General features: G+C 68.7%; 20 protein-coding genes, 1 tRNA gene and 1 pseudogene. 16 read left to right on the top strand and 6 right to left on the bottom strand.

Annotated features, from left to right (window positions below; genetic code table 11):
• From RUH65_RS10405 to RUH65_RS10360, 10 genes and pseudogenes are all read left to right on the top strand, one after another.
• A pseudogene (locus RUH65_RS10405) lies at positions 1–488 on the top strand (hypothetical protein); the annotation flags it as partial.
• Between the two features lie 93 nt (positions 489–581).
• Positions 582–1,028, top strand: coding sequence for a ribosome silencing factor (gene rsfS / locus RUH65_RS10400; RefSeq protein WP_313817331.1), 447 nt, complete (start codon positions 582–584; stop codon positions 1,026–1,028).
• 62 nt (positions 1,029–1,090) lie between these two features.
• The gene (locus tag RUH65_RS10395; RefSeq protein ID WP_313817330.1) at positions 1,091–1,705 is read left to right on the top strand and encodes a histidine phosphatase family protein; all 615 of its coding nucleotides are present in this window, start codon (positions 1,091–1,093) and stop codon (positions 1,703–1,705) included.
• Between the two features lie 159 nt (positions 1,706–1,864).
• Positions 1,865–1,937: transfer RNA gene (locus tag RUH65_RS10390), tRNA-Ala, on the top strand.
• Positions 1,938–2,245: 308 nt separating this feature from the next.
• Complete coding sequence (locus RUH65_RS10385; protein WP_396180023.1) at positions 2,246–3,832, top strand: ribonuclease J; 1,587 nt, start codon at positions 2,246–2,248, stop codon at positions 3,830–3,832.
• A 22-nt stretch (positions 3,833–3,854) separates the two neighbouring features.
• The gene (gene glsA / locus RUH65_RS10380) at positions 3,855–5,687 is read left to right on the top strand and encodes a glutaminase A (protein ID WP_313817328.1); all 1,833 of its coding nucleotides are present in this window, start codon (positions 3,855–3,857) and stop codon (positions 5,685–5,687) included.
• Positions 5,688–5,755: 68 nt separating this feature from the next.
• Positions 5,756–6,400, top strand: a complete 645-nt coding sequence (locus RUH65_RS10375; RefSeq protein ID WP_188806807.1) for an ABC transporter permease — start codon at positions 5,756–5,758, stop codon at positions 6,398–6,400.
• On the top strand, positions 6,397–7,599 hold the full coding sequence (locus RUH65_RS10370; protein ID WP_313817327.1) for an ABC transporter ATP-binding protein: 1,203 nt from the start codon (positions 6,397–6,399) through the stop codon (positions 7,597–7,599). The genes RUH65_RS10375 and RUH65_RS10370 overlap by 4 nt, the downstream gene beginning before the upstream one ends.
• Positions 7,596–8,405 carry an ABC transporter permease gene (locus RUH65_RS10365; RefSeq protein WP_313817326.1) on the top strand — a complete coding sequence of 270 codons (810 nt, stop codon included), beginning with the start codon at positions 7,596–7,598 and terminating at the stop codon, positions 8,403–8,405. Before RUH65_RS10370 ends, RUH65_RS10365 begins: the two co-directional genes overlap by 4 nt.
• A gap of 91 nt (positions 8,406–8,496) precedes the next feature.
• Positions 8,497–9,450 carry a glycine betaine ABC transporter substrate-binding protein gene (locus RUH65_RS10360; RefSeq protein WP_313817325.1) on the top strand — a complete coding sequence of 318 codons (954 nt, stop codon included), beginning with the start codon at positions 8,497–8,499 and terminating at the stop codon, positions 9,448–9,450.
• A 9-nt stretch (positions 9,451–9,459) separates the two neighbouring features.
• Here the strand turns inward: RUH65_RS10360 and RUH65_RS10355 are convergent, their stop codons facing one another.
• Positions 9,460–11,013 (bottom strand): asparagine synthase-related protein, encoded by a 1,554-nt coding sequence (locus tag RUH65_RS10355; protein ID WP_313817324.1) that lies wholly within the window; start codon positions 11,011–11,013, stop codon positions 9,460–9,462.
• Positions 11,014–11,079: 66 nt separating this feature from the next.
• Complete coding sequence (helR, locus tag RUH65_RS10350) at positions 11,080–13,308, bottom strand: RNA polymerase recycling motor ATPase HelR (protein WP_313817322.1); 2,229 nt, start codon at positions 13,306–13,308, stop codon at positions 11,080–11,082.
• A gap of 134 nt (positions 13,309–13,442) precedes the next feature.
• On the opposite strand from helR, the gene RUH65_RS10345 reads away from it, so the two are divergent.
• The 4 genes from RUH65_RS10345 to RUH65_RS10330 all read left to right on the top strand — a co-directional run bounded on the left by RUH65_RS10345 (position 13,443) and on the right by RUH65_RS10330 (position 17,003).
• Positions 13,443–13,835 carry an MmcQ/YjbR family DNA-binding protein gene (locus RUH65_RS10345; RefSeq protein ID WP_313817321.1) on the top strand — a complete coding sequence of 131 codons (393 nt, stop codon included), beginning with the start codon at positions 13,443–13,445 and terminating at the stop codon, positions 13,833–13,835.
• A gap of 18 nt (positions 13,836–13,853) precedes the next feature.
• A complete protein-coding gene (locus RUH65_RS10340; protein WP_313817320.1) occupies positions 13,854–14,444 on the top strand; it encodes a TIGR03086 family metal-binding protein in 591 nt (196 codons plus the stop codon).
• Positions 14,445–14,555: 111 nt separating this feature from the next.
• Positions 14,556–15,707: a N(5)-(carboxyethyl)ornithine synthase gene (locus RUH65_RS10335; RefSeq protein WP_313817319.1), complete on the top strand. Its 1,152-nt coding sequence runs from the start codon at positions 14,556–14,558 to the stop codon at positions 15,705–15,707.
• A 168-nt stretch (positions 15,708–15,875) separates the two neighbouring features.
• The gene (locus RUH65_RS10330) at positions 15,876–17,003 is read left to right on the top strand and encodes a hypothetical protein (RefSeq protein WP_313817318.1); all 1,128 of its coding nucleotides are present in this window, start codon (positions 15,876–15,878) and stop codon (positions 17,001–17,003) included.
• Positions 17,004–17,017: 14 nt separating this feature from the next.
• On the opposite strand, the gene RUH65_RS10325 is transcribed toward RUH65_RS10330, so the two are convergent.
• Complete coding sequence (locus tag RUH65_RS10325; protein ID WP_313817317.1) at positions 17,018–17,854, bottom strand: SDR family NAD(P)-dependent oxidoreductase; 837 nt, start codon at positions 17,852–17,854, stop codon at positions 17,018–17,020.
• An 88-nt stretch (positions 17,855–17,942) separates the two neighbouring features.
• On the opposite strand from RUH65_RS10325, the gene RUH65_RS10320 reads away from it, so the two are divergent.
• On the top strand, positions 17,943–18,551 hold the full coding sequence (locus tag RUH65_RS10320; RefSeq protein ID WP_313817316.1) for a TetR/AcrR family transcriptional regulator: 609 nt from the start codon (positions 17,943–17,945) through the stop codon (positions 18,549–18,551).
• Positions 18,552–18,731: 180 nt separating this feature from the next.
• On the top strand, positions 18,732–19,079 hold the full coding sequence (locus RUH65_RS10315; RefSeq protein WP_313817315.1) for a hypothetical protein: 348 nt from the start codon (positions 18,732–18,734) through the stop codon (positions 19,077–19,079).
• Positions 19,080–19,092: 13 nt separating this feature from the next.
• Here the strand turns inward: RUH65_RS10315 and RUH65_RS10310 are convergent, their stop codons facing one another.
• The 3 genes from RUH65_RS10310 to RUH65_RS10300 form a co-directional block, all read right to left on the bottom strand.
• A complete protein-coding gene (locus tag RUH65_RS10310; protein WP_313817314.1) occupies positions 19,093–19,758 on the bottom strand; it encodes a DUF6320 domain-containing protein in 666 nt (221 codons plus the stop codon).
• Entirely contained in the window at positions 19,755–21,215 is a 1,461-nt protein-coding gene (locus RUH65_RS10305; protein WP_313817313.1) for an alcohol acetyltransferase, read from the bottom strand. Before RUH65_RS10305 ends, RUH65_RS10310 begins: the two co-directional genes overlap by 4 nt.
• A partial coding sequence (locus tag RUH65_RS10300) for an alpha/beta hydrolase fold domain-containing protein (RefSeq protein WP_313817312.1) occupies positions 21,212–21,617 on the bottom strand: 406 nt, incomplete at its 5' end. The genes RUH65_RS10305 and RUH65_RS10300, both read right to left, overlap by 4 nt.

Here is a 21,617-nt window from a genome sequence, read left to right as displayed (position 1 = left end):
CCGCTGAGATCACCGACGCCGGCGTCGCCGCCTCCACCGCGCCCGTCGCCTCCGGTGGGCAGCCGTTCACGCGGGAGTCCCTGGCCGCAGAGGGTGCCGCGCTGGCGGCGCGGATCGAGGCCGCGGCAGCGGCGGACCCCTCCACGGTCGACCCCGCCCTGCTCCGGGAACAGGAGCTGTTGGCAGAGAAGGCGCGGCAGCTCAACACCGGCCTGATCAGCCGGGTCCCATCGGCGGCTCCGCGGGCCGCGTCACCGTCGGTGACGACGTCACCGGCCGGAGTGAAGCCGGTGGCTGGCCCTGCCGCACTGAAGCGGGGGACCGCCTCTCCCACCGACCGGCATGATCCCGTGGACGCACAGTCCGCGCATGGACTCGACTCCATCCAGGCCTCCGAATGGTCCTCACGCGAGCGGACCCTGATGATCGTGGCCGGGATCGTGGTCCTGATCCTCGTGGTCGCCCTGATCCTCGCCATCGTCTTCTGACCGGCATCCCTCCACTGCTGACCGCTTCTTCCGTCCTGTTCACTGCTTTCATCCATCCGACCCGTTCGCTGACCGATCCACACCGAGGTGCCTATGACCATTCCCGAGACCACCCTGACCGCACTCAAACTGGCCGGACAGGCCGCCGCAGACAAGCAGGCCACGGACATCGTGGCCGTGGACGTGGCGCAGCAGATGGGCCTCACCGACGCCTTCCTGATCGCCTCTGCCGGCTCCGAACGGCAGGTCGTCTCGGTGGTGGATGAGATCGAGGACGTGCTGACCCAGCAGCTCACGCTGGACGTCATCCGCCGCGAGGGCAAGGCCGGCGGACGCTGGGTCCTGCTGGACTACGGCCACTTCGTGGTGCACGTCCAGCACGAGGAGGAGCGCGTGTTCTACGCGCTGGACCGCCTCTGGAAGGACGCACCGCTGGTGGATCTCGGCTTGGCCGACGGTGTGGCCGCGGAGGAGGGCGGCTCGGCGGTGGACCCGGACGAGGGGCCGCGGGACTGGACGCCCAGCCGGGATCAGGACTGATCCCCGTCCCTCGTCGGAGCGGGACTGACCAGGACTGACCGGGACTGAACGGGGGAGACGGAATGCAACTGGTCCTGTTGCGGCACGGCCGCACGGCGTGGAACGCCGAGGAGCGCTACCAGGGACACACGGACATCCCCTTGGACGATGTCGGCCGATCCCAGGCCGCGGAGGCCGCGCGCCGGCTGGCCGGCCACCCTTTCGACCTGGCGGCGTCCTCGCCCCTGGTCCGTGCCCGCGCCACTGCGGAATCCGTGGTGGACGGCCGTGGCCTGGACCTGGTGCTGCACGAGGAGTTCAAGGAGACCGGCGGCGGCACCTGGGAGGGTCTGAGCTTCACCGAGATCCGGACCCAGTGGCCCGAGGACTGGACCACGTGGCGCACCTCCCACCTGGACCACGGTCCCCTGGGCGGGGAGACCCCGCGGCAGTCGGGGACCCGGGTGGTCACCGCCATCACCGGCATGGTGGCCGAGGCGGAGTCCACCCTCGGCTCGCCGGAGACCATGCTGGTCACCGCTCACGGGAACTGCCTCCGGGCCGCAGCCACGCTCCTGACCGGGATGGACGCCGCCGGGATGGGGCGGCTGGAGCGGTTGCGCAATGGTGCGGCGATCGTGTTGGAAGGCTCGCCTCAGCGCCCCGGGCAGTGGCGGATCGAGGCCTACAACGCGTGACGGCCGGTGGTCAACGGCGAGGGCCGGTGCGCGGATGCCGCCTCCGGTGCCCCCGGCCACAGGAGGCCTGTTCGATTTGCGGAGGGCGCGACGTGCTGTGTATATTTATGGAGTTGCTTCGGACGGAACGGAAACGGGACAGCCGGAAACAACGCATCTGGGGGTATGGCGCAGTTGGTAGCGCGTCTCCATGGCATGGAGAAGGTCAGGGGTTCGAATCCCCTTACCTCCACCGGATGAAAAGCCCTTGTTCTGCGGAACAAGGGCTTTTCTGTGCCCCAAGCGGCGGCACCCCCGCACCGGGGCACCGGAGCACCACCGTGAGGGGTAGCATGGGGAGTTGATCTCCCTGTCGCGGTCCGCGTTCATGCCGGTTCCGCGCAGTCGGCATGGTCCCCCGTCTTGAAACAATCCCGATGAAAGCGTGATCCTTTGGCCCGTTCGCCCCGTTCGCCCCGCAAGTCCAAGTCCCCGTCCGGCGTTCCTTCCGGGGGGCTGCGGGTCACGCCGCTGGGAGGCCTCGGCGAGGTCGGGCGCAACATGACCGTCTTCGAGTACAACGGCAAACTGCTGATCGTCGACTGCGGTGTGCTGTTCCCCGAGGAGCACCAACCGGGCATCGACGTCATCCTGCCGGACTTCACCTCCCTGCAGGGCCGCTGGGATGACATTGTGGGCATCGTCCTGACCCACGGGCACGAGGACCACATCGGCGGCGTGCCCTACCTGCTCAAGGAACGCCCGAACATCCCCCTGATCGGCTCCCAGCTGACGCTGGCGTTCATCACCGCCAAGCTCACCGAGCACAAGATCACCCCGGTGACGGTGCACGTGGAGGCCGAGGACATCCACCAGTCCGGGCCCTTCGAACTCGAGTTCGTGGCGGTGAACCACTCCATCCCGGACGCGCTGGCCGTGGCCATCCGCACCCCGGCAGGCCTGGTCCTGCACACCGGTGACTTCAAGATGGATCAGTTCCCGCTGGACGGCCGGATCACGGACCTGCGTCACTTCGCCCGCCTGGGCGAGGAGGGCGTGGACCTGTTCCTCACCGACTCCACCAATGCCGAGGTCCCCGGCTTCACCATCTCCGAGCGCGAGCTGACCCCGGCGATCGACCAGGTCTTCGCCAGCGCACCGAAGCGGATCATCGTCTCCAGCTTCGCCAGCCACGTCCACCGGATCCAGCAGGTCCTGGACTCCGCCCACGCACACGGCCGCAAGGTGGCGTTCGTGGGGAGGTCCATGGTCAAGAACATGGGCATCGCCCGTGAGCTCGACTACCTGAAGATCCCGCGCGGGCTGGTGGTGGACTTCAAGAAGTTGCAGTCCATGCCGGACAACAAGATCACCCTCATCTGCACCGGCTCCCAGGGTGAACCTCTGGCGGCGCTGTCCCGGATGGCCAACGGCACCCACCAGATCAGGCTCGGCGCGGATGACACGGTGCTGATGGCCAGCTCGCTGATCCCCGGCAATGAGAACGCCATCTACGGCATCATCAACAAGTTCACGGACCTCGGGGTCAAGGTGGTGCACAAGGGCAACGCCAAGGTGCACGTCTCCGGGCACGCGTCCGCCGGCGAGCTGGTCTACTGCTACAACATCGTCCAGCCCACGCACGTCATGCCCGTCCATGGCGAGTCCAAGCACCTGCACGCCAACGCGGAGCTCGCCGTCAAGACCGGTATCGCCCCGGAGCGCGTGCTGGTCGTCAAGGACGGCACCACCGTGGACCTGGTCAACGGCAAGGCGGCCGTGTCCGGTCAGGTCGAGGCCGGCCTGGTCTATGTGGACGGACACACCGTCGGCAAGGTCACCGAGGAGACCCTGAAGGAGCGCACGTCGCTGCAGGAAGGCGGCGCCGTGACGGTGGTGGCCCTCGTGGACGCGGACACCAACCAGCTGGCCGAGCCGCTCGAGTTCGTCACCAAGGGTTTCATCCAGGACAAGGTGATCTTCGACGGCGCGGCCAAGAAGGTCTCGATCGCGCTCTCGAAGCCGTCCGTGTCCGAGATCGACGACCTCGACCAGCTCGAACAGTTGATCGGCGACACGGTGGCCCGGCACCTGGACCGTGCCTACCGTCGGGCGCCCGTCCTGACGGTCGTCGTCATCGACGCCTGACCCGGGCTATTACGGTTGGGGCATGGAATCGCCCATCCAGGAGTACCTCGAGTCGCTGCTCGCTGACGTCCAGCGCCTGCGCGGGGGAGCGCCGTACCTGGTGCACCCCCCGGGGCGGGAACCGAACCCGGAGGACTTCGGCATCTGCCTGGCCACCGTGGACGGGCGGGTCTACTCCGTCGGCGTCGCCGACCAGGAGTTCTCGATCCAGTCGATCTCCAAGCCGTTCAGCTATGGACTCGCCCTGGCGGACTATGGCTTCGAGGCCGTGGACGAGAAGGTGGACGTGGAGCCCTCCGGGGACCCGTTCAATCAGATATCCCTGGCCCCGGTGACGGGCCGGCCGCCGAACGCCATGGTGAACGCCGGGGCGCTGGCGGTGGCCTCGATGATCCGTGGCGGCGGTGGTAAGTCCGCCGTGCGCCGGATCGTGGACACCTACTCCCGGTTCGCCGGGCGGGAGCTGTCCAGCAGCCGTGCGGTCTTCGACGTGGAGATCCGGCACAGTGACCGCAACCATGCGCTGGCCTACCTGCTCAGCTCCGTGGAGGTCATCGAGAACGATCCCAGCCGCGCCTTGGAGAACTACCTGCGCCAGTGCTCCGTCCAGGTCACCTGCCGTGACCTGGCCATGATGGCGGCCACCCTGGCCAACGGCGGCACACAGCCGGTCAGCGGCGAGCAGGTCCTCGAGATCGACGTGGTGGAACGGGTCCTGTCCGTCATGATGACCTCCGGGATGTATGACGACGCCGGCGCCTGGGTCAGCAGCGTCGGCATGCCCGCGAAGTCCGGGGTGGGTGGCGGGACGCTGGCCGTGCTGCCCGGCCAGGCCGGTCTGGCCGTCTTCTCACCCCCGCTGGACGGGCACGGCAACAGCGTCCGCGGGCTGGAGACCTGCCGGCGGGTGTCGAAGGACATGGAGATGCACTTCGTGCGCGCCGCCCGCAGCGGGCGGTCCGCGATCAAGGACACCATGGAGATCTCCCGATTTCCCTCCCGCGTACGGCGCACGGAGGAGGAAGCCGAGGTACTGGAGCGCTACGGAGACCGGGCCCGCATCATCGAGGTGACCGGAGACCTCTTCTTCGCGGGCACCGAATCGCTGGTCCGCGCGGTCAGTGAACTGGAGGACGGCGTCGTGTTCGTGGTCCTGGACCTCCGGCAGGTGTACGACGCCGGCCGGCTCGCCCGGCAGATGATCACCGGTCTCCAACGGCAGCTGGCCGCGGCCGGACGGGAGCTCGTCCTCGTCACCGGCGAGGAGGCCCCGGCCCTCATCGTCCACCCCGACGCCGACCCCGAGTGTCACGGCACCCCGGTGCCGGTCTTCCAGGGCCTCGGTGAGGCGGTCGAGCACTGCGAGAATGCCCTGCTGGAACGCTACGGCGCGCCGGTCTCGGCCACGGAACGGGTTCCGGTGACCTCGTCGCCGGCCCTGGACCTCCTGGAGGAGGCCGACCGCGAACGGCTGGCCGCCCTGATGGAGCGCCGTTTCCACGAGGACGGGGACGTCATCCGCCGGGTGGGTCAGCGCTTCGGCGGTGTGCACTTCATCGTCTCCGGTCAGATCAACACCATCGCCACGAACCCCCTGGGTGAGCGGGTGAGGTTGAACACGCTGGGGGCCGGGATGACCTTCGGCGAACTGGCCCTCGGGACCGCGGACCGGCAGGAGACCACCGAGAAGGCCGTGGGCGAGGTCGAGCTCATGGTCCTCACGCCGGAGGCGATCGAGGTGCTGGAACAGGACGATCCGGCGCTGGCGCTGCACCTGTGGCGCGCCCTGACCCGGGACGCCTACTCGCTGGTGGACCGCTACCTGCGCGAGGCCGCCGTCCGCCTGACCTACTGAGGCGTACCGCGGAAATGCGCTGAACTATAGTCGTCACCAGGCATTATTCGTCTCGAAAGGGGGCAGCCGTGGAATTCCTCGAGTTCCTGGGAAACCGGGCAGACGACCTGCTCGAGATGGGGCTGGCACACGCCGCGATCGTCGGTGCAGCAGTCCTCATCGCCACCGTCATCGGTGTGGCCCTGGGCATCGCCACCTATCGGACGGAGCGTCCACGGGAGTTCGTGCTCGCGATCACCGGCACGTTCCTGACCATTCCGTCCTTCGCGCTGTTCATCCTGCTGCTGGGCCCCCTCGGGCTCGGCTGGCCGCCGGTGCTGTTCGCGCTGGTGCTGTATGGGCTGCTGCCGGTGGTGCGCAACACGATCACCGGGCTGCGCGAAGTGGACCCGGCCGTCATCGAATCAGCCCAGGGGATGGGCCTGAACCGGCGGCAACGCCTGCTGCGCATCGAACTGCCGCTGGCCTGGCCCGTGGTCATCACCGGCGTCCGCGTCACCACCCTCGTGCTGTTGGGCATCGCGGCCATCGGCGCGGTGGTCAACGGACCGGGCTACGGCGAGATGATCTTCACCGGGCTGGCCCGGGTGGGGACCCCCGTGGCCGTGAACATGGTGCTGGCCGGCACCCTCGGCGTGATCGTGCTGGCCGTCCTGTTCGACCTGATCTTCTACACCGTCCAGCGACTGACTACTTCGCGAGGTATCCGATGACCCAGACACCGCAGACCGTACCGGAACCCGAGGTCATGATCCGCCTCGAGAACCTGACCAAGCGCTTCCCCGGGACACAGCGCAACGCCGTGGACGGACTCACCCTGGACATCCACGCCGGCGAGATCGTGGTCCTCGTGGGACCTTCGGGCTGCGGCAAGACCACCACCATGAAGATGATCAACCGCATCATCGAACCGACCTCCGGCCGGATCATCCTCGGCGGCGAGGACGTCACCACCACGAACGCGGATCAGCTGCGCCGGAGGATCGGCTACGTCATCCAGCAGACGGGTCTGTTCCCGCATCTCACCATCGGCGAGAACGTGGCCACCGTGCCGAAGCTGCTGGGCTGGGACGCCGCCCGCACCCGGGCCCGGGTGGACGAGCTGCTGAGCATGGTCAACATGGACCCGGGCGAGTACCGCGGCCGCTATCCGAAGCAGCTCTCCGGCGGACAGCAGCAGCGCGTCGGGGTCGCCCGTGCCCTCGGCGGTGACCCGCAGGTCATGCTCATGGACGAGCCTTTCGGGGCGATCGACCCCATCACCCGCGAGCGCCTCCAGAACGAGTTCCTGCGCCTCCAGTCCGAGGTGCGCAAGACGATCGTATTCGTCACCCATGACATCGATGAGGCCATCAAGATGGGGGACCGGATCGCGATCCTGCAGGAGGGGTCCTCCATCGCGCAGTACGACACTCCGGAGAAGATCCTCACCGCACCGGCCAACGACTTCGTCCGTGACTTCATCGGTGGGGGCGCCTCGCTGAAGCGGCTCAGCCTGTCCCGCGTCCGGGACATCGAGCTCGCTCCGTGGCCCACAGTGTCCGCCGCGGACTCCGTGGAACAGGCACACCGGGTGCTGCGCGAATCGGACCACAGTGCGGTCCTCGTGCTGGACACGGAGGGACGCCCGGCCCGCTGGGTCGGTGCAGATGACCTGCGACGGGGCGAGGGACAGTCACTGGACCGGATCGGCACCGTGCCCCAGGCCGTCGTGGAGTCACGGGCCACCCTGAGCGACGCGCTCAACGAACTGATCGCCGCCCGCTACGCCGTCACCGTCGTGGTGGATCAGGACGGCCGGCACCTGGGGGTCGTGGACATCGAGCAGATCAATGAGGCCATCCGCTCCATGCGCCACTCCGCCGTCGCAGAGGCCCGCACCGAGTTCGCGGATGGGAGGACGACGCCATGAGCACGGCCACCCACTCCGGGGTCCGGGATGCCGACGTCGTCACCCAGACCCCGCCCGCCGCCGCCCGCCGCGGATGGGTGGGTTACCTGACGATGCCCCTCATCCTGGCCGCCGTCCTGGTCACCCTGTACCTCTACGTGAACGGCCAGGAGCTCGATTCGATCGAGGCACGCTCCCTGAACGCCGCGGCCCTGTCCACGGCCGTGGGGGAGCACGTGGCCCTCACCGCGGTGTCCACCGTGATCACCCTCCTGATCGCCGTTCCCCTGGGCATCCTGCTGACCAGACCCTTCACCCGCCGGATCCGCCCGTTCATCATCACCCTTCTGACCCTGGGCCAGGCGGTGCCGACGATCTCCGTTCTCGTGCTGCTGGCCGTGATGTTCCTGTTCCTCGGGTTCCAGGCCGCGATCGTCGGCCTCGTGCTCTACGCGATCATCCCGGTGCTGCTGAACACGATGGTCGGACTGGAACAGGTGGATGAGAACGTGCTGGAGGCCGGGCGGGGCATGGGCCTGTCCCGGTTCCAGGTCCTGCGCCGCCTGGAGCTGCCCCTGGCCGTTCCCGTGATCCTGGCGGGCGTCCGCACCGCCCTGGTGATCAACGTGGGCACGGCAACGCTGGCGACGTACATCAACGGCGGTGGACTGGGTGACGTCATCATGGCCGGGCTCTCCACCAACCGGGTGCTGGTGCAGGTGGTCGGCGCCGTGCTGACCTCCGTGCTCGCCCTGCTCATCGACTACCTCGCCGGCCTGGCAGAGAACCTGCTGCAGCCGAAGGGGCTCCGGTCCGGGCAGGCGTGAACGAGCGCACCGTGACCGCATCCAGAACGCATCCTGATCGCACCCTGACCGCACCGATCACCCGGTGATCGCATCGAAATGAGGAACTGACATGAGAAACACACGCACCCGCAAGACCATGCTCGGCGGCATTGGCCTGACGGCAGTGACCGCGCTGCTGCTGACCGCCTGCGGCGGCGGCGACGGCGGCGGCGGGGACAGCGCCAACGCCGGCACGCTGGACGGGGCCGAGCTCACCGCGGGCTCCAAGGAATTCACGGAGTCCGTCGTCCTCTCCCAGATCACCGCGCTCGCCCTGGAGGACGCGGGGGCCAGCATCGAGGACCAGACCGGGATCTCGGGCAGCGCCACCGTCCGTGAGGCGTTGGAGACGGACGAGATCGACTTCTACTGGGACTACACCGGAACCGGCTGGGTCAACATCCTCGGCAACACCACCGAGGAGGTCCCCGAGGACCTGTTCGCCGCCGTGGCGGAGGCCGATGCCGAGAACGGCATCGCCTGGCTGGACGCGGCCCCGTTCGAGAACACCTATCGCATCGCCGTCAAGCAGGACTTCGCCGACGAGAACTCCCTGGTTACGCAGTCCGATGCGGCGGAGTTCATCCAGGCGAACCCGGACCAGGCCCGGGTCTGTGCGGCCAGCGAGTTCATCAACCGCGATGACGGCCTGCCCGGTCTGGAGGAGGCCTACGGCTTCGAGTTCTCCGAGATCGTGGAGCTCGAACTGAACCTGATCTACACCCAGGTCGGCGACACCTGTGAGTTCGGTGAGGTGTTCTCCACCGACGCCCGGATCGCGTCGAACGACATGGTGGTCCTGGAGGACGACCAGGAGTTCTTCGTCGAGTACCAGGGTGCCATGACCCTGCGCCAGGAGACCCTGGATGAGTACCCGGCGATTGCCGAGATCATGGCCCCGATCTCGGAGCAGCTCACCAACGAGACCATGATGGAACTCAATGGCAAGGTCGACACCGATGGCGAGGACCCGCGGGACGTCGCCGAGGAGTGGCTCCAGGACCAGGGCCTCATCGGCGGCTGACCGCCCCTGTCACGGACCGCAGTGACCCCATCGTCGGCCGGTTCCCCAGGCCCCCCCCCCGACGGTCTCCTGGGCGTTGACGCCGCGCAGGACGGCCTCGAACATCCGGTAGTAGGCGAGTTCCTCGCGGGTGCGCACCGGAGGAGTGAGGGCATCCGCCTCGGCCGCCAGATCGTCGTCGCTGACGGTCTGGCCGAAGTGCTCGGCCAGGACGTCGTTCATGCCGGTGCCCTCGCCGAACTGCTCCTTGCGGCGCCACAGCACCTCGTCCGGCAGCCATCCGTCGAAGGCCTTCCGCAGCAACCACTTGGCCGGCCGGTCCCGGCCCACGAGCTTCCACTCCGGAGGCAGGGCCATCGCCAGTTCCACCATGTCCAGGTCCAGGAACGGCAGGCGGGGTTCCACTCCGAGCGCACCGGCTACACGGTCCACCCTTTGCAGCCCGCCGATATGCATGCTCTGCAGGGTCTCCAGCAGCTCCGCGTGCAATTCGGAACCGTCACGGTGGCGCCCGTAGTGGGTGTAACCGGCGAAGAGCTCGTCGGCGCCCTCGCCGACCAGGACGACTTTGACGTGCAGGGACGCCAGGCGGGAGATGAAGTAGTTGGGCACCGCCGAATGCACGAGCTTCGGGTCGAAGGACTCGAGCCCGGCGACGACCTCTGGCACGGCATCGATGGCGTCCTGGGCGGTGTAGACCAGCTCATGGTGGTCCGTGCCGCAATGCTCGGCCACGATCCGGGCGGCCGTGAGGTCGCCGCTGCCCTCGAGCCCGACGGCGAAGGTCTTCAGCGGCGCCGACGCCCAGTCGCCGCGCCGGGCGGCGATCGCGGTGATGATGCTGGAGTCCACGCCACCGGACAACAGCACGCCTGGACGCTGCCGGCTGGCGAGGCTGCGGTCCACGGCCCGGACCAGGTTCTCGCGCAGGGCGTCGAACACCCAGGCCGGGGGCTCGTCGTCCGCTGACCGGCTCTGCAGGAGCACCGGTGTGGTGCCGGGGAAGCGCCGGATGGGCTTGAGCCCCTCCTGCGGCGTCCAGCAGTGTCCGGGCGGGAAGGGCCGCACTGCGGTGCGTTGATCCTCGTCGAAGGCCTTCAGCTCGGAGGCGAACACCACCGTCTCTCCCTCGTGCACCCAGTACAGCGGGGCCAGCCCGAGGATGTCGCGGGCCGCGGCGAATCGGCCGTCCACACCGGCGACCACCAGGGCGAAGGGGCCCCACAGGTGCTCGAAGGCCTCAGCGCCATACTCCTCGACGAGGACGATCGCGGCTTCCAGGTCCGAGTCGGTGCGGAATCGCCCGTCACCCAGCCGCTCGCGGATCCGGCGGTGGTTGTGGATCATCCCGTCCCCGACGACCCAGAGTCCGCCGTCCCGTCCGCCGGACAGCGGCTGGTCACCGGAGACCGGATCGACGATGGACAGGTACCTGCTGCCGAGCCAGGACCGGCCCAGCTCCCGGCTGCCCGCCCCATCCGGGCCGCGGTGGGCTAACCGGTCCAGCATCCGCTGGCCGCGGCGGGGATCGAAGTAACCGTGGGCTGCGACTACGCCTGACATGGACATCCACCCCTGATCGAGAAAACCGGTACGTCTGGTTTCCAGCCTAGTCTTCCAGGACGGCCCTCAGTCCTCCAGGATCACCAGCTGCCGGGTGGCCCGGCTCATGGCCACGTACCGGTCCACCGCACCCTCGATCCCCGGACCGAAGTCCTGCGGGTCGACCAGGATCACCAGGTCGAACTCGAGGCCCTTGGCCAGGGCGGGTGTCAGGGACCGCACCCGGCCCCGCACCGGGCCGGCCGCTGCGGTCCCGTCCGCACTGATCACGACGGCGGTGCCCTCACCCTGGTCGTGCTCCTCCAGCCAGGCGTCCAGCACCTCGTCCAGCTCATCCACCGTGCCGTGGTGCACCGCGATCCCGGACGCCCGGACCGAGGTCGGCACGCGGGCATCCGGGACCTCCGCACGGATCACGGGGGCGGCCTCCGCCATGACCTCTTCTGGCGTGCGGTAGTTGATCGAGAGCGTGGCGATCTCCACCGGCCCGACCCCGACGCGCTCCAGCCGCTGCCGCCAGCTCTCGGTGAACCCCCGCCGGGCCTGGGCACGGTCCCCGACGATGGTGAGGCTCCGGGACGGGCACCGGTCCAGCAGCATCCGCCACTCGGCGTCGGTCAGCTCCTGTGCCTCGTCCACCACGATGTGCCCGAAGGGCCCGGCCAGCGGGTCGCGGTCTGCCGCCGGCAGGTCGTCGTCGACGACGAGCTGGTCCCGGATGTCTTCGGTCCTCAGGGAGGTCATCAGCTGCAGGTCGGAGTCGTCGGCTGCCACCAGTTCATCGATCACCCGGTCCAGGGCGGCCTGGTTGCGCTCGTGAGCCTGGTCGCGTGCGCGGCGTTTCGAGGCGGTGTGCGGATCACCGATGCGGCGGCGTGCCGCGTCCAGGATCGGCAGGTCGGACAGGGTCCACGCCTGAGGATCCGCGCGTTGCAGGGACCGCACCTCGGACGGCTCCAGCGCCGGGGCGCACCGGGACACGTAGGCGGGCACCGTGAACAGGTCGCCGACGATCTCCTCGGCCCGCAGCACCGGCCAGGCGCGGGCGAAGGCCGCCCGCAGCTCACGGTTCGCCTCGAAGGACCGGTACAGCAGTTCGGTGGCCGGTCCGCCGTCCTCCTCGTCCACGGCGGCGTCCGGGTCCGTCGCGGCGCTGTGGCCCTCCGCCAGGATCTGGAGCAGCGCCGTCCAGACGTCCTGCCGGGCCTCGTTGTGCGGGGTGCCGGAGTCGGGGGCGTCGAAGGCCTCGGCCCAGTCCTCGGGGGACAACCAGACCTCGCCCCACGGTGTCTCCACCAGCAGGGCGTCGGACGGAGGTTCTTCATACAGCCGGACCGCCGGCTCCACGGCGTCCACCAGGTCGCGCCGGGCCTTCAGATCGGCGACCCGCGGATCCACCTCGGCGGGAACCGTGGCTCCCTCCGGGAGCAGGCCACGCACCGTCGTGGTGAGCACCCCGTCCTCGCCGAGCGACGGCAGCACGTCCGCCACATAGGCCAGGTAGGGCTCATGGGGACCCACGACGAGCACGCCACCGCGGTGGCGGCGGAGCCGCTCGTCGGCGTAGAGCAGGTGTGCCGTGCGGTGCAGGGCGACGACGGTCTTACCGGTGCCCGGGCCTCCGTCGACCACCAGCGCCCCGCCGGAACCGGCGCGGATGATCGCGTCCTGGTCCGCCTGAAGGGTGCCGAGCACGTCCTGCATGCGCGGCGTCCGGTGGGCCCCGAGGCTGGCGATGAAGGCGGACTGATCGTCGAGCGCGGCGCGGGCCTGCGGTCCGCCGGACAGTCGCGCGGTGGTGAAGAGCTCGTCCCAGTAGTCGGTGATGCACCCGCGACTCCACCGGTAGCGGCGGCGGCTGGCCAGGCCGAGGGGGTGGGCGTGGGTGGCGGCGAAGAACGGTTCAGCCGCAGGGGAGCGCCAGTCGATGAGCAGGTGGTGGCCGTCACCGTCGGTCAGGCCGGTGCGGCCCACGTAGACGGTGGTGCCGCTGCCGTCACCAGACACCATCCGGCCCAGCACCAGGTCTAGGCCGAACCGCTGGAGCAGGAGCAGGCGGGAGGACAGCCGGCGGATCCCGGCATCCCGCTCCAGTGCATACTCGCCGCTGCCGCGCGGCTGCCGGCGCAGGGCGTCGAGGCGGCGGCCGTCCTCGGCAAGGCGGCGGTCGAGGGCGCCGGAGACGGCCGCGAAGTGGGCGTCGTCGCCGGCCACCAGATCCGGGTCCGCCTTGGCGGAGAGGTGTTCCGGGAGGGCGAAAACTGAGGTGCTGGTGTGGTGGTGGGCTGTGGTCACAGGGCGGCTCCGATCCGATTCGACCCGGCGATTCTGGCAGGACCAGGGGGTCTTGCGGCAAGGCCCCTGCTCGGGCATAGTCTGAAGATGGCGGAGGGGATTCGACCCCATTCGACCACCCGGGGACGGACACCATGAACGGAACCACAGTGCACCGGATCGCCCGGGAATCGGCCCTCCAGTTCCCCGCCGTCACCGTGGACCAGCCCTTCGGGCCGGACAGCGACGTGTTCAAGGTCAAGAGCCGGATGTTCATGTTCCTGGCCGAGCTGGACGGCGAACCGATCATCAACCTCAAGGTGGATCCCGAGGACTCCGGTGCCCTGCGCCAGGCCCATCCCGAGATCACCCCCGGCTACCACATGAACAAGAGGCACTGGATCACCGTGATCGGCGGGGACACCATCACCGGCGGACTGGTCCAGGAACTCGTGCTCGATTCCTACCGCCTGGTGGTGGAGAAGCTGCCACGGCACGCCCGCCCGGTGGACCCGGAGACCTTCGGCACCACCACACCGGCCCGTTAGCGACAGAGGGAGTTCACCATGACCAGCATCGACCTCACCGAGAGCACCCGCAGGGTGGCGGCCGTGGTGCGCGGTATCGAGGACGCGCACCACTATGCCCCCACGCCATGCCCCCAGATGCCCGTCCACCTGCTCCTGGCGCACCTGCACGGCCTGGCCATCGCCTTCCGTGACGCCGCCCGCAAGATCGACGGACCGACCACCCACACCGCCCCGGATCCCTCGCGGCTGGAACTGCCCGAGGAATGGCGTGAGGTTCTGCCGGCCGAGTTGGAGAATCTCGCCGCCGCCTGGAACGAGACCGGATCCCGCACGGGCACGACGACGGCCGGGGCGCAGACCATGCCCGCCGAGGTGGCGGCACTGGTCGCCCTCGACGAGGTCGTCCTGCACGGCTGGGACCTGGCCGTGGCCACCGGTCAGGACTATGCGGTGGAGCCCCTGGCCCTGGACGCCGTCGAGCAATTCTGTGCCGAGATCCCGGAAGATCCGGGCGAACGGGAGGGGCTCTTCGGCCCCCGGGTCCCGGTGCCGGCGGACGCATCCCAGCTGGACCGGGTGCTGGCTCTGTCCGGCCGCGATCCCGGGTGGCGGCCGCCGGAACACTGAACCGTGCGGCCCCACCAAGACCCCGTGGTAGCCGCTCGCCGCTGGAACACCCGGGCCGGTATAGCCTGATGTGTGCGGTGCCACTGCGGCACCCCAGAACGGACGTGCACCATGGCACCATCGAATCAGCCTGTCCTCGGCGTGCTGGGGACCACCCGGAAGACCGCCGAGTACCGCGTGCCCCTGCACCCGGATCACCTGCAGCGCATCGATCCCACCTTGAGGAACAGGATGGTCCTGGAGGAGGGCTATGGCGAGCGGTTCGGTTACTCGGACGCGAACCTCGCTGAGCTGGTGGGCGCGGTGGCTGACCGGCCGGCAGTCATCGCCGCCGCCGACACCGTGTTGCTGGCCAAGCCGCAGGCGGCAGACCTGGCTGATCTGCGGGACGGCCAGACGCTCTGGGGCTGGCCGCACTGCGTGCAGGACCGCGGACTCACCCAGCAGGCCATTGACCGCAGGCTGACCCTGATCGCCTTCGAGGCCATGAATCACTGGGCCCGTGACGGCGGCTTCTCACTGCACGTCTTCCATCAGAACAACGAACTCGCCGGGTACTGCTCCGTGCTCCATTCCCTGGCCCTGACCGGTGTCACCGGGGACTACGGCCGCCGGCTCAGTGCCGTGGTGATCGGATTCGGCGCCACGGCGCGGGGAGCCGTCACGGCCCTGAAGGCCCACGGCATCTCAGATGTCCGGGTGCTGACCAACCGCAAGGTCGCCTCGGTCGCCTCACCCATCCATACCGCGCACATGATCCAGTTCGACCATGACGGTGGTCCCTATCTCAGCGAGGTCATCACCGATGACCGCGGGCGGGTTCCGCTGGCTCCCTTTCTGGCCGAGAGCGACATCGTCGTCAACTGCACCCTGCAGGATCCCAACGCCGCACTGCTCTACCTGCGCACCGACGATCTTGAGGCCTTCCGGCCGGGCAGCCTGATCGTGGATGTCTCGTGCGACGAAGGCATGGCATTCGAGTGGGCCCGTCCCACCACGTTCGCCGACCCGATGTTCACGGTGGGCGGGACCATCGACTACTACGCGGTGGACCACAGCCCCTCGTACCTGTGGAACTCGGCCAGCTGGGAGATCAGCGATGCCTTGTTGCCCTTCCTGGGCATCGTGATGGGCGGACCCAGCGCCTGGGACGGCAGCGAAACCATCAGCCGGGCCATCGAGATCCGCGACGGAGTCGTCCTCAACCCCGCGATCCTGGAGTTCCAGGGCCGCTCCGGGGACTACCCACATCCGAGCGGCTGACCGGATCAACGACGTCGGGGCGCACCGGGACGGGATGAGGGGCGTCCGGACCGCGAGCCACGCGGACCAAGGTGAGGAACTCCTGCGAAGCATGGACTTCGTGGACGGCGCAGGCGCAGAATCGAGAGGGAAACCCCCGTCTGGACGGCCGCGACCCGAGGAGCTCCGATGACACGCAGGTTCAGTCACGAAGAGCTGAGCACGATCAGGCCCGTCAAGGAGTCGGCTGAAGACGACCTGCTGGCGAGACCCGGCGTGGTGGGCGTCGACATCGGCGAGAAGGTCAGCCGTGGAAACGCCACCGGGGAGGCCGGCATCCTGGTCTTCGTCCAGCGGAAGAAGCCCCTGGCGGACCTCGCCCCAGAGGACGTGGTCCCGCCGGATATCGGGGGCGTCAAGACGGATGTGCAGGAGATGGAGATCGAACTCCAATCCGCGATGCAGCTCCTCAGGCCCGGACGGCAGGTGGACGGTTCGGCCTACCCGGTATTGGCCGGGGGCATCAGCATGGGGCCTGCCCGGAGCGTTTTCAAGGAGCCTCCCGAGGTGGAGGAACCGGGGGAGTACCTCTTCGTCGGTACGCTCGGAGCCCTGGTCCGTGACCGGGCCGGCGGGGCCGCCATGGCGATGACCAACTTCCACGTGGCCTGTGTGGACGACAGCTGGTCCGAGGGAGACCGGATGGTCCAGCCGGGCCGTCCCGACGGCGGTCACGGGACCGACGACCAGTTCGGCAGCCTGACCCGGGCGGTGCTGTCCGAGGACACCGACGGCGCTGTGGTCACGATTGACGAGGGCCGGGAGTGGGAGGCCACGGTCACCGGGATCGGCGCCGTGGCCGGAAGCATCCCGGCCGAGCCCGGGATGGAGGTCCAGAAGCGCGGGCGGACCACCGAGCACACGTTCGGCACCGTGGCCTCCACCGAGGCGACCATCAGCCTCGACTACGGCGACGGCCTGGGCAGCCGCACGTTCCGCCACCAGGTCCGCATCAGCACCGACACGGCGCGCTCGGAGCGGTTCTCCGACGGTGGCGATTCTGGTTCGGTGGTCATGGACGGGAACAACAACGTGGTCGGACTGCTGTTCGCCGGTGCCACCGACGGCAGCGCTACGTTCGCCAACCCCGTGGCCACGGCCCTGGACGAGCTGGGCGTGGACCTGGCGGTCGAGCAGGAGGCCGAGCCGCCGGAGACCCCGTCAGAGTCCCCGGGTGAGGCCTCCGGGACGAACATCACGATCCACGTTCCGAGCGGCAACGTCACCATCAACGTGGTGGTGGGCGGCAACTCCTGAGGCGTTGGCGCCTGTCATCCCGCCGTCCGCTCGGAAGCGATGCCCAGCATCTGCTCGGTGAGGTCCCAGTGTCGCCGGACGAGTGCCGGGTCGCTGGCCTGTCTGTTCGTTCTGCCGATGCGCTGTCGAGAGTTGTAGTACTCACCCGAGATCCAGTCGCGACCCGGCGTGCCCGCGAGGAAGTGGGCGAGGTTCGCGCCGCCTCCTTCCGGCGGGGTGAGGAGACCCTTGAACGCTCCGTGGTAGACGTGACGGAAGTAGCTGGTGGTGTCTGCGGCGAAATTCGTTGCCACGATTCCGGGATGGAAAGCCACCGACGACAGACCGTCGCCGTGGAACCGCTCATGCAGTCCTTTGGTGAAGAGGATGTTGGCGAGCTTGGCGTCCCCGTACGCCTTGTTCGGTCGGAAGTTCGTCCAGTTGTTCAGGTCGTCGAGGTCGATCCGGCCGAAGAGGGCCCCGATGCTGGAGGTGCTGACCACTGCGGCGTTGCTGTCTATCAGCCGGTCGATCAGCAGATGTGTCAGCAAGAAGGGGGCCAGATGGTTGACCTGGAGCGTCTTCTCGAACCCATCCGCCGTGCTCGTCGGGCCGGAGAAGATGCCACCGGCGTTGTGGGCCAGCACGTCGATCCGCTCGCAGGAACTCCCCAACGCCGCTGCGAGATCACGGACCTCGTCCAGGTGTTCGAAGTCGACCACGTGATGCTCTGCGCCGATCCGGGAAGCGACTGCTCTGGTCTTCGAGGGCGAGCGTCCGACGAGCACGAGCCTGGTGGCGTCGTCGGCGAGCAGGGCGCTGGCGACCGCGCCGATACCGTCACTGGCCCCCGTGATGATGATCGTACGCATGCAGCCCCCGAGTATCGATATGCGGTTGGTTCCACTCTATCAAATTATGAAACGACTGAATTTCGTATCGAATCGGTAGGATGCTGGTGTGGAGAACGACACGGGCGGGAAGCGAACGCCGGGCCGGCCCGTCGACCCCCGTCTCGGGCCGGCCATCCTGAACGCCGTCCTCGACCTGCTGGCCGAGGACGGCTATGCCCAGCTCACGACGGCCGCCGTCGCCCGGCGGGCGGGAGTCTCCACCGCCACGCTCTACCGGCGCTGGTCGTCCAAGGGGGAGCTGATCCTGGCGGCCGCCGAGCAGATCGCGGCCGCCGAGACGGGGGACATCGACACCGGCTCACTGCGGGGTGACGTGGAGACGCTGCTCGACAGCAAGCAGCGCCCCCTGTCGGGACGCATCGGCCGCACACTCCTCATTCTGTCCGGCGAATCGGCGCACGATGCCGAACTCGCCGGCGTCCTGCAAGACAGCGTCCTCGAACCGATGAGGCAGCGTCTCCAGACCATCACCGACCGCGCCGCAGGGCGAGGCGAACCCGGCATCGCCATCGGTGCCGACGCGGCCTCCCGCTTCATCCTCGGCGCGATCCTGGCACGCGTCGGGTTTCCGGCCGTGGGGCAGAGTTCGACACCTGATGGACCTGCACTCACCGACGCCGACATCGCCGCTCTGATCCGCACCCTGACCGTCTGATGCCGGAGCCGGCCAGCAGGTCGATCGACTGAGCGTCCGCCGTCACCACGGTCGTGTCCGGTGGGCCGGCAGACCGCAGATTGCCGTCGGTCGACACGGATCTGTCCTGCGCTCAAACCCATCCGGACCGCCGGCCGCACCGAACACCGGGTGTCACAGCCGGACCGACCAGGGGCCATCATGACCGCTACAACGACAACCAGCCACACCCACCAGGCCTTCACCAGCGGTGGGTCCACCTATGACACCTTGGCTGCCGTGGCCACCCGGCTGGCGGTTCTCGCCGTCGAGGACACCCTCAACGACCCCAGCGACGAGCGCACCATCGAACGCATCACCCTGGTGGAGCACCTCCTGCGATTCGCGAACATGCATGGCTCGCCCCGACCGGCCGCCACTGTCCGGCGGGCCCTGGCTGGCATGCAGGACGCCCTCGGCCGGCCCGGCACCCCGGTGTTGCCGGTCCTCGAGGAACTGGGGATCGCCATGTGCCCGGAAGTGAGGGTCCAGCGACTGGAGCCACGCTGAGGTCGCACCACGCCTAGAGGTGCAGGCGCTTGGCGAGTTCGTGCTGCACATCCTGGCCACGGCCGAGCTGCAACAGCACCAGGGCGACAACGCTGAGGATGCCGCAGATCGCCGACGGCAGCGGATCCGTCACCCAGCCGAAGGCGAGGAAGCCAATGGGTGCCAGCCCCAGAAGCACCGTCAGACCGCTGTAGAGGATATGCTCGCCCACCTCGATGCGCATCACCCGGACCGTGATCAGCAAGGCAATGATGGAGGAGGCGCAGAGGATCGGCGCCGCGTACGTCAGTGACCACCCACGCCAGCCGGTCAGGTAGTCCCAGTACACGCAGACCAGGACGACCAGGACCACGAGGTATACCGTGCCCTTGGCCACGTTGCGCCGTTTGCGCACGGCCATCAGCACCACCAGCCACATGGCGCTCACCCCCAGCCACACGGAGCGGAGGACTCCGATGCCATCGAGGTCACGGCTGAACAGCAGCTGGGCGGTGAACGAGGCCAGGATCACCGCGATCGAGGTCAGGAACAGGGCCCTCAGCACCCGACGACGGGAGAACTCGAGGGGTACGGCAGGCAGGGGGCTCGGGGCCGCCTCACCCGTGGTGGGGGCCGAGCACAGTGGACAGCGGGCCCAGTCGCCTTCGATGTCCACGGCGCACCCGGTGCAGCGTCTCATGGTTCCACCACCGTGAGCTCCTCCTCGGTGACCCGTGCGGCGGCGACGGTCACACCGATCCCGCGGGTGGTGAGCAGGCGGGCGAATTCCTTGATGTGTCCCGTCTCGATGAACGGTGAGGAGAAACTGAGCGTGAGCAGGCCGGCGTGGGAAACGGCGCAGAATTGGGGGCGGGCCGCAGAGACATGCAGCAGCATGCGCCCCACGTGGGCATCGACCCGCTCGGGCAGGCTCACGCGGCCCATGTTGGAGATCGCCACGCTGAGGCCACGGTTGTTGCCCGCATTGACCAGTCTCAGGATCATGTCCTTGAGGGGCCGCGGCACAACCCTCAGCACGGGGGACCGCTCGAAACGGATGAAGCGTCGCAGCTTGTTCTCCAACGCCTCCGGGGTTGCCTTCGGACGGAACTGGGCCTCCAACTGGCGGCCGACGGCGCCGACGTCGTCGTCGTCACCCTCGCCATAGGTATGTTCCACCCGGATGGCCGCGAAGAAGTTGCGCGCCGATGTTGAGGGGAAGAACTGCCGCAGGTTCACCGGCACGGACGCCGCCAGCGTGCGATTCCTGCCCAGACCGCCGGAGGACAGCCGGATGGACTCGAAGAACAGGGCCGTCAGGTACATGGTGGGCGCGACGCCCTCGGCGCGCGCCAGGGCCAGCACGTCCTGGGCCGGCATCGTGAGTTCGACGGCGCGGGTGCGGTTGTCCGGGGTGCGCGTCCCCTTGACCCGGTGCACCTTCTTGCCCGGCGGGCGTCGCCACCGGCCGCTGACCGAGGGCGCGGGAGATGATGGCGCAGGGTCGGTGTCACGGGCGGTGAGGGCAGCCGGTGCGGCGGCGCGGCCGAAGGCGGACTCGGCGGCCTGCTCCTCGTGCTGACGGCGGTGCCGGAAATAGTGCGCGAAGCTGTCGACGGTCAGTTCGTGCGTCGGCGCGGTCGCGTCGTCGTGAGGTGGGGTGGTGTCTCCGTCCCGGGCGGGGCCGGGCCGGGAATCGGTGTCCCGACGGCTGTCGTCGAGCGCGCGGTTCTGCTCCGGATGCCGAAGCCGGATGTAGGCGCTGACCAGGTCGGAGAGGAACCACAAGGCCCCGGTGCCGTCGGACAGGGCGTGGAACACTTCAAGGCTGATCCGTCGGCGATGGTGGATCACGCGGAACAGCAGGGTGCGCCGGTCCACCTGGTAGAGGGGCGCACAGGTGTGCTGGACCTCCGCGGTCACGAGCGGGCGCAGATCACTGTCCTGCAGGTAGTACCAGAACACGCCGCGCCGCAGCACCGCATGATAGAGCGGGTAGCGATCGTACGTAGCGTTCAGGGCCTCCTGCAGGAGGTGCGGATCCACGTCGTGATCCGTCTCGGCGCTGAGGCGGAACACCTTGGGATCGGCATCGGTCCGGGCGGCGAGGAAGATGTTGGAGGCGTTGTCGAGCCGCACCCAGACGCGGCGGGTCACGCCGACTCCTCCAGGTCGGTATGCTCTCCGCTGGCCGAGCCGTCCACCGAGCGGTCGTCGAGGAAGGCGTTGATCACCTCGTAGGCCTCACGGAGGGGCCGGGAGAAGCGGGGCAGCACGATGAACCCGTGCAGTGCCCCATCCACCCGGTGGACCCGCACCTCGTTTCCGGCCTCTGCCAGGGCCTGACCGTAGGCCTCGGCCTCGTCACGCAGCAGATCCAGCTCCGCCGTGATGAGCAGGGTCCTCGGCTGCCCTGACAGGTCCGTTGCCGCCAGCGGCGAGACCAGCCGGTCCCGGCGCTGCTGGAGGTCGGGCGCGTACAGGTCGAAGTAGTCCTGGACCTCGGCATTGGTGAGCCGGTAGCCCTCGCCGTGCTCGCGCACGGAGTCGAACGGCGCC

The organism is Citricoccus sp., assembly GCF_032154715.1.
Classification (GTDB): domain Bacteria; phylum Actinomycetota; class Actinomycetes; order Actinomycetales; family Micrococcaceae; genus Citricoccus.
Note: the sequence above shows the minus strand (reverse complement) of the source record. Positions and strands in the feature narration are given on the sequence as shown.

Bases quoted from the DNA above. Each gene is read 5' to 3' on its own strand.
- RUH65_RS10395 (WP_313817330.1), top strand. From the start codon at position 1,091: ATGCAACTGGTCCTGTTGCGGCACGGCCGCACGGCGTGGAACGCCGAG.
- RUH65_RS10385 (WP_396180023.1), top strand. From the start codon at position 2,246: ATGACCGTCTTCGAGTACAACGGCAAACTGCTGATCGTCGACTGCGGT.
- RUH65_RS10370 (WP_313817327.1), top strand. From the start codon at position 6,397: ATGACCCAGACACCGCAGACCGTACCGGAACCCGAGGTCATGATCCGC.
- RUH65_RS10315 (WP_313817315.1), top strand. From the start codon at position 18,732: ATGACCGCTACAACGACAACCAGCCACACCCACCAGGCCTTCACCAGC.
- RUH65_RS10345 (WP_313817321.1), top strand. From the start codon at position 13,443: ATGAACGGAACCACAGTGCACCGGATCGCCCGGGAATCGGCCCTCCAG.
- RUH65_RS10335 (WP_313817319.1), top strand. From the start codon at position 14,556: ATGGCACCATCGAATCAGCCTGTCCTCGGCGTGCTGGGGACCACCCGG.
- RUH65_RS10325 (WP_313817317.1), bottom strand. From the start codon at position 17,854: ATGCGTACGATCATCATCACGGGGGCCAGTGACGGTATCGGCGCGGTC.
- RUH65_RS10310 (WP_313817314.1), bottom strand. From the start codon at position 19,758: ATGAGACGCTGCACCGGGTGCGCCGTGGACATCGAAGGCGACTGGGCC.
- RUH65_RS10330 (WP_313817318.1), top strand. From the start codon at position 15,876: ATGACACGCAGGTTCAGTCACGAAGAGCTGAGCACGATCAGGCCCGTC.
- RUH65_RS10340 (WP_313817320.1), top strand. From the start codon at position 13,854: ATGACCAGCATCGACCTCACCGAGAGCACCCGCAGGGTGGCGGCCGTG.
- rsfS (WP_313817331.1), top strand. From the start codon at position 582: ATGACCATTCCCGAGACCACCCTGACCGCACTCAAACTGGCCGGACAG.
- RUH65_RS10360 (WP_313817325.1), top strand. From the start codon at position 8,497: ATGAGAAACACACGCACCCGCAAGACCATGCTCGGCGGCATTGGCCTG.
- glsA (WP_313817328.1), top strand. From the start codon at position 3,855: ATGGAATCGCCCATCCAGGAGTACCTCGAGTCGCTGCTCGCTGACGTC.
- RUH65_RS10365 (WP_313817326.1), top strand. From the start codon at position 7,596: ATGAGCACGGCCACCCACTCCGGGGTCCGGGATGCCGACGTCGTCACC.
- RUH65_RS10355 (WP_313817324.1), bottom strand. From the start codon at position 11,013: ATGTCAGGCGTAGTCGCAGCCCACGGTTACTTCGATCCCCGCCGCGGC.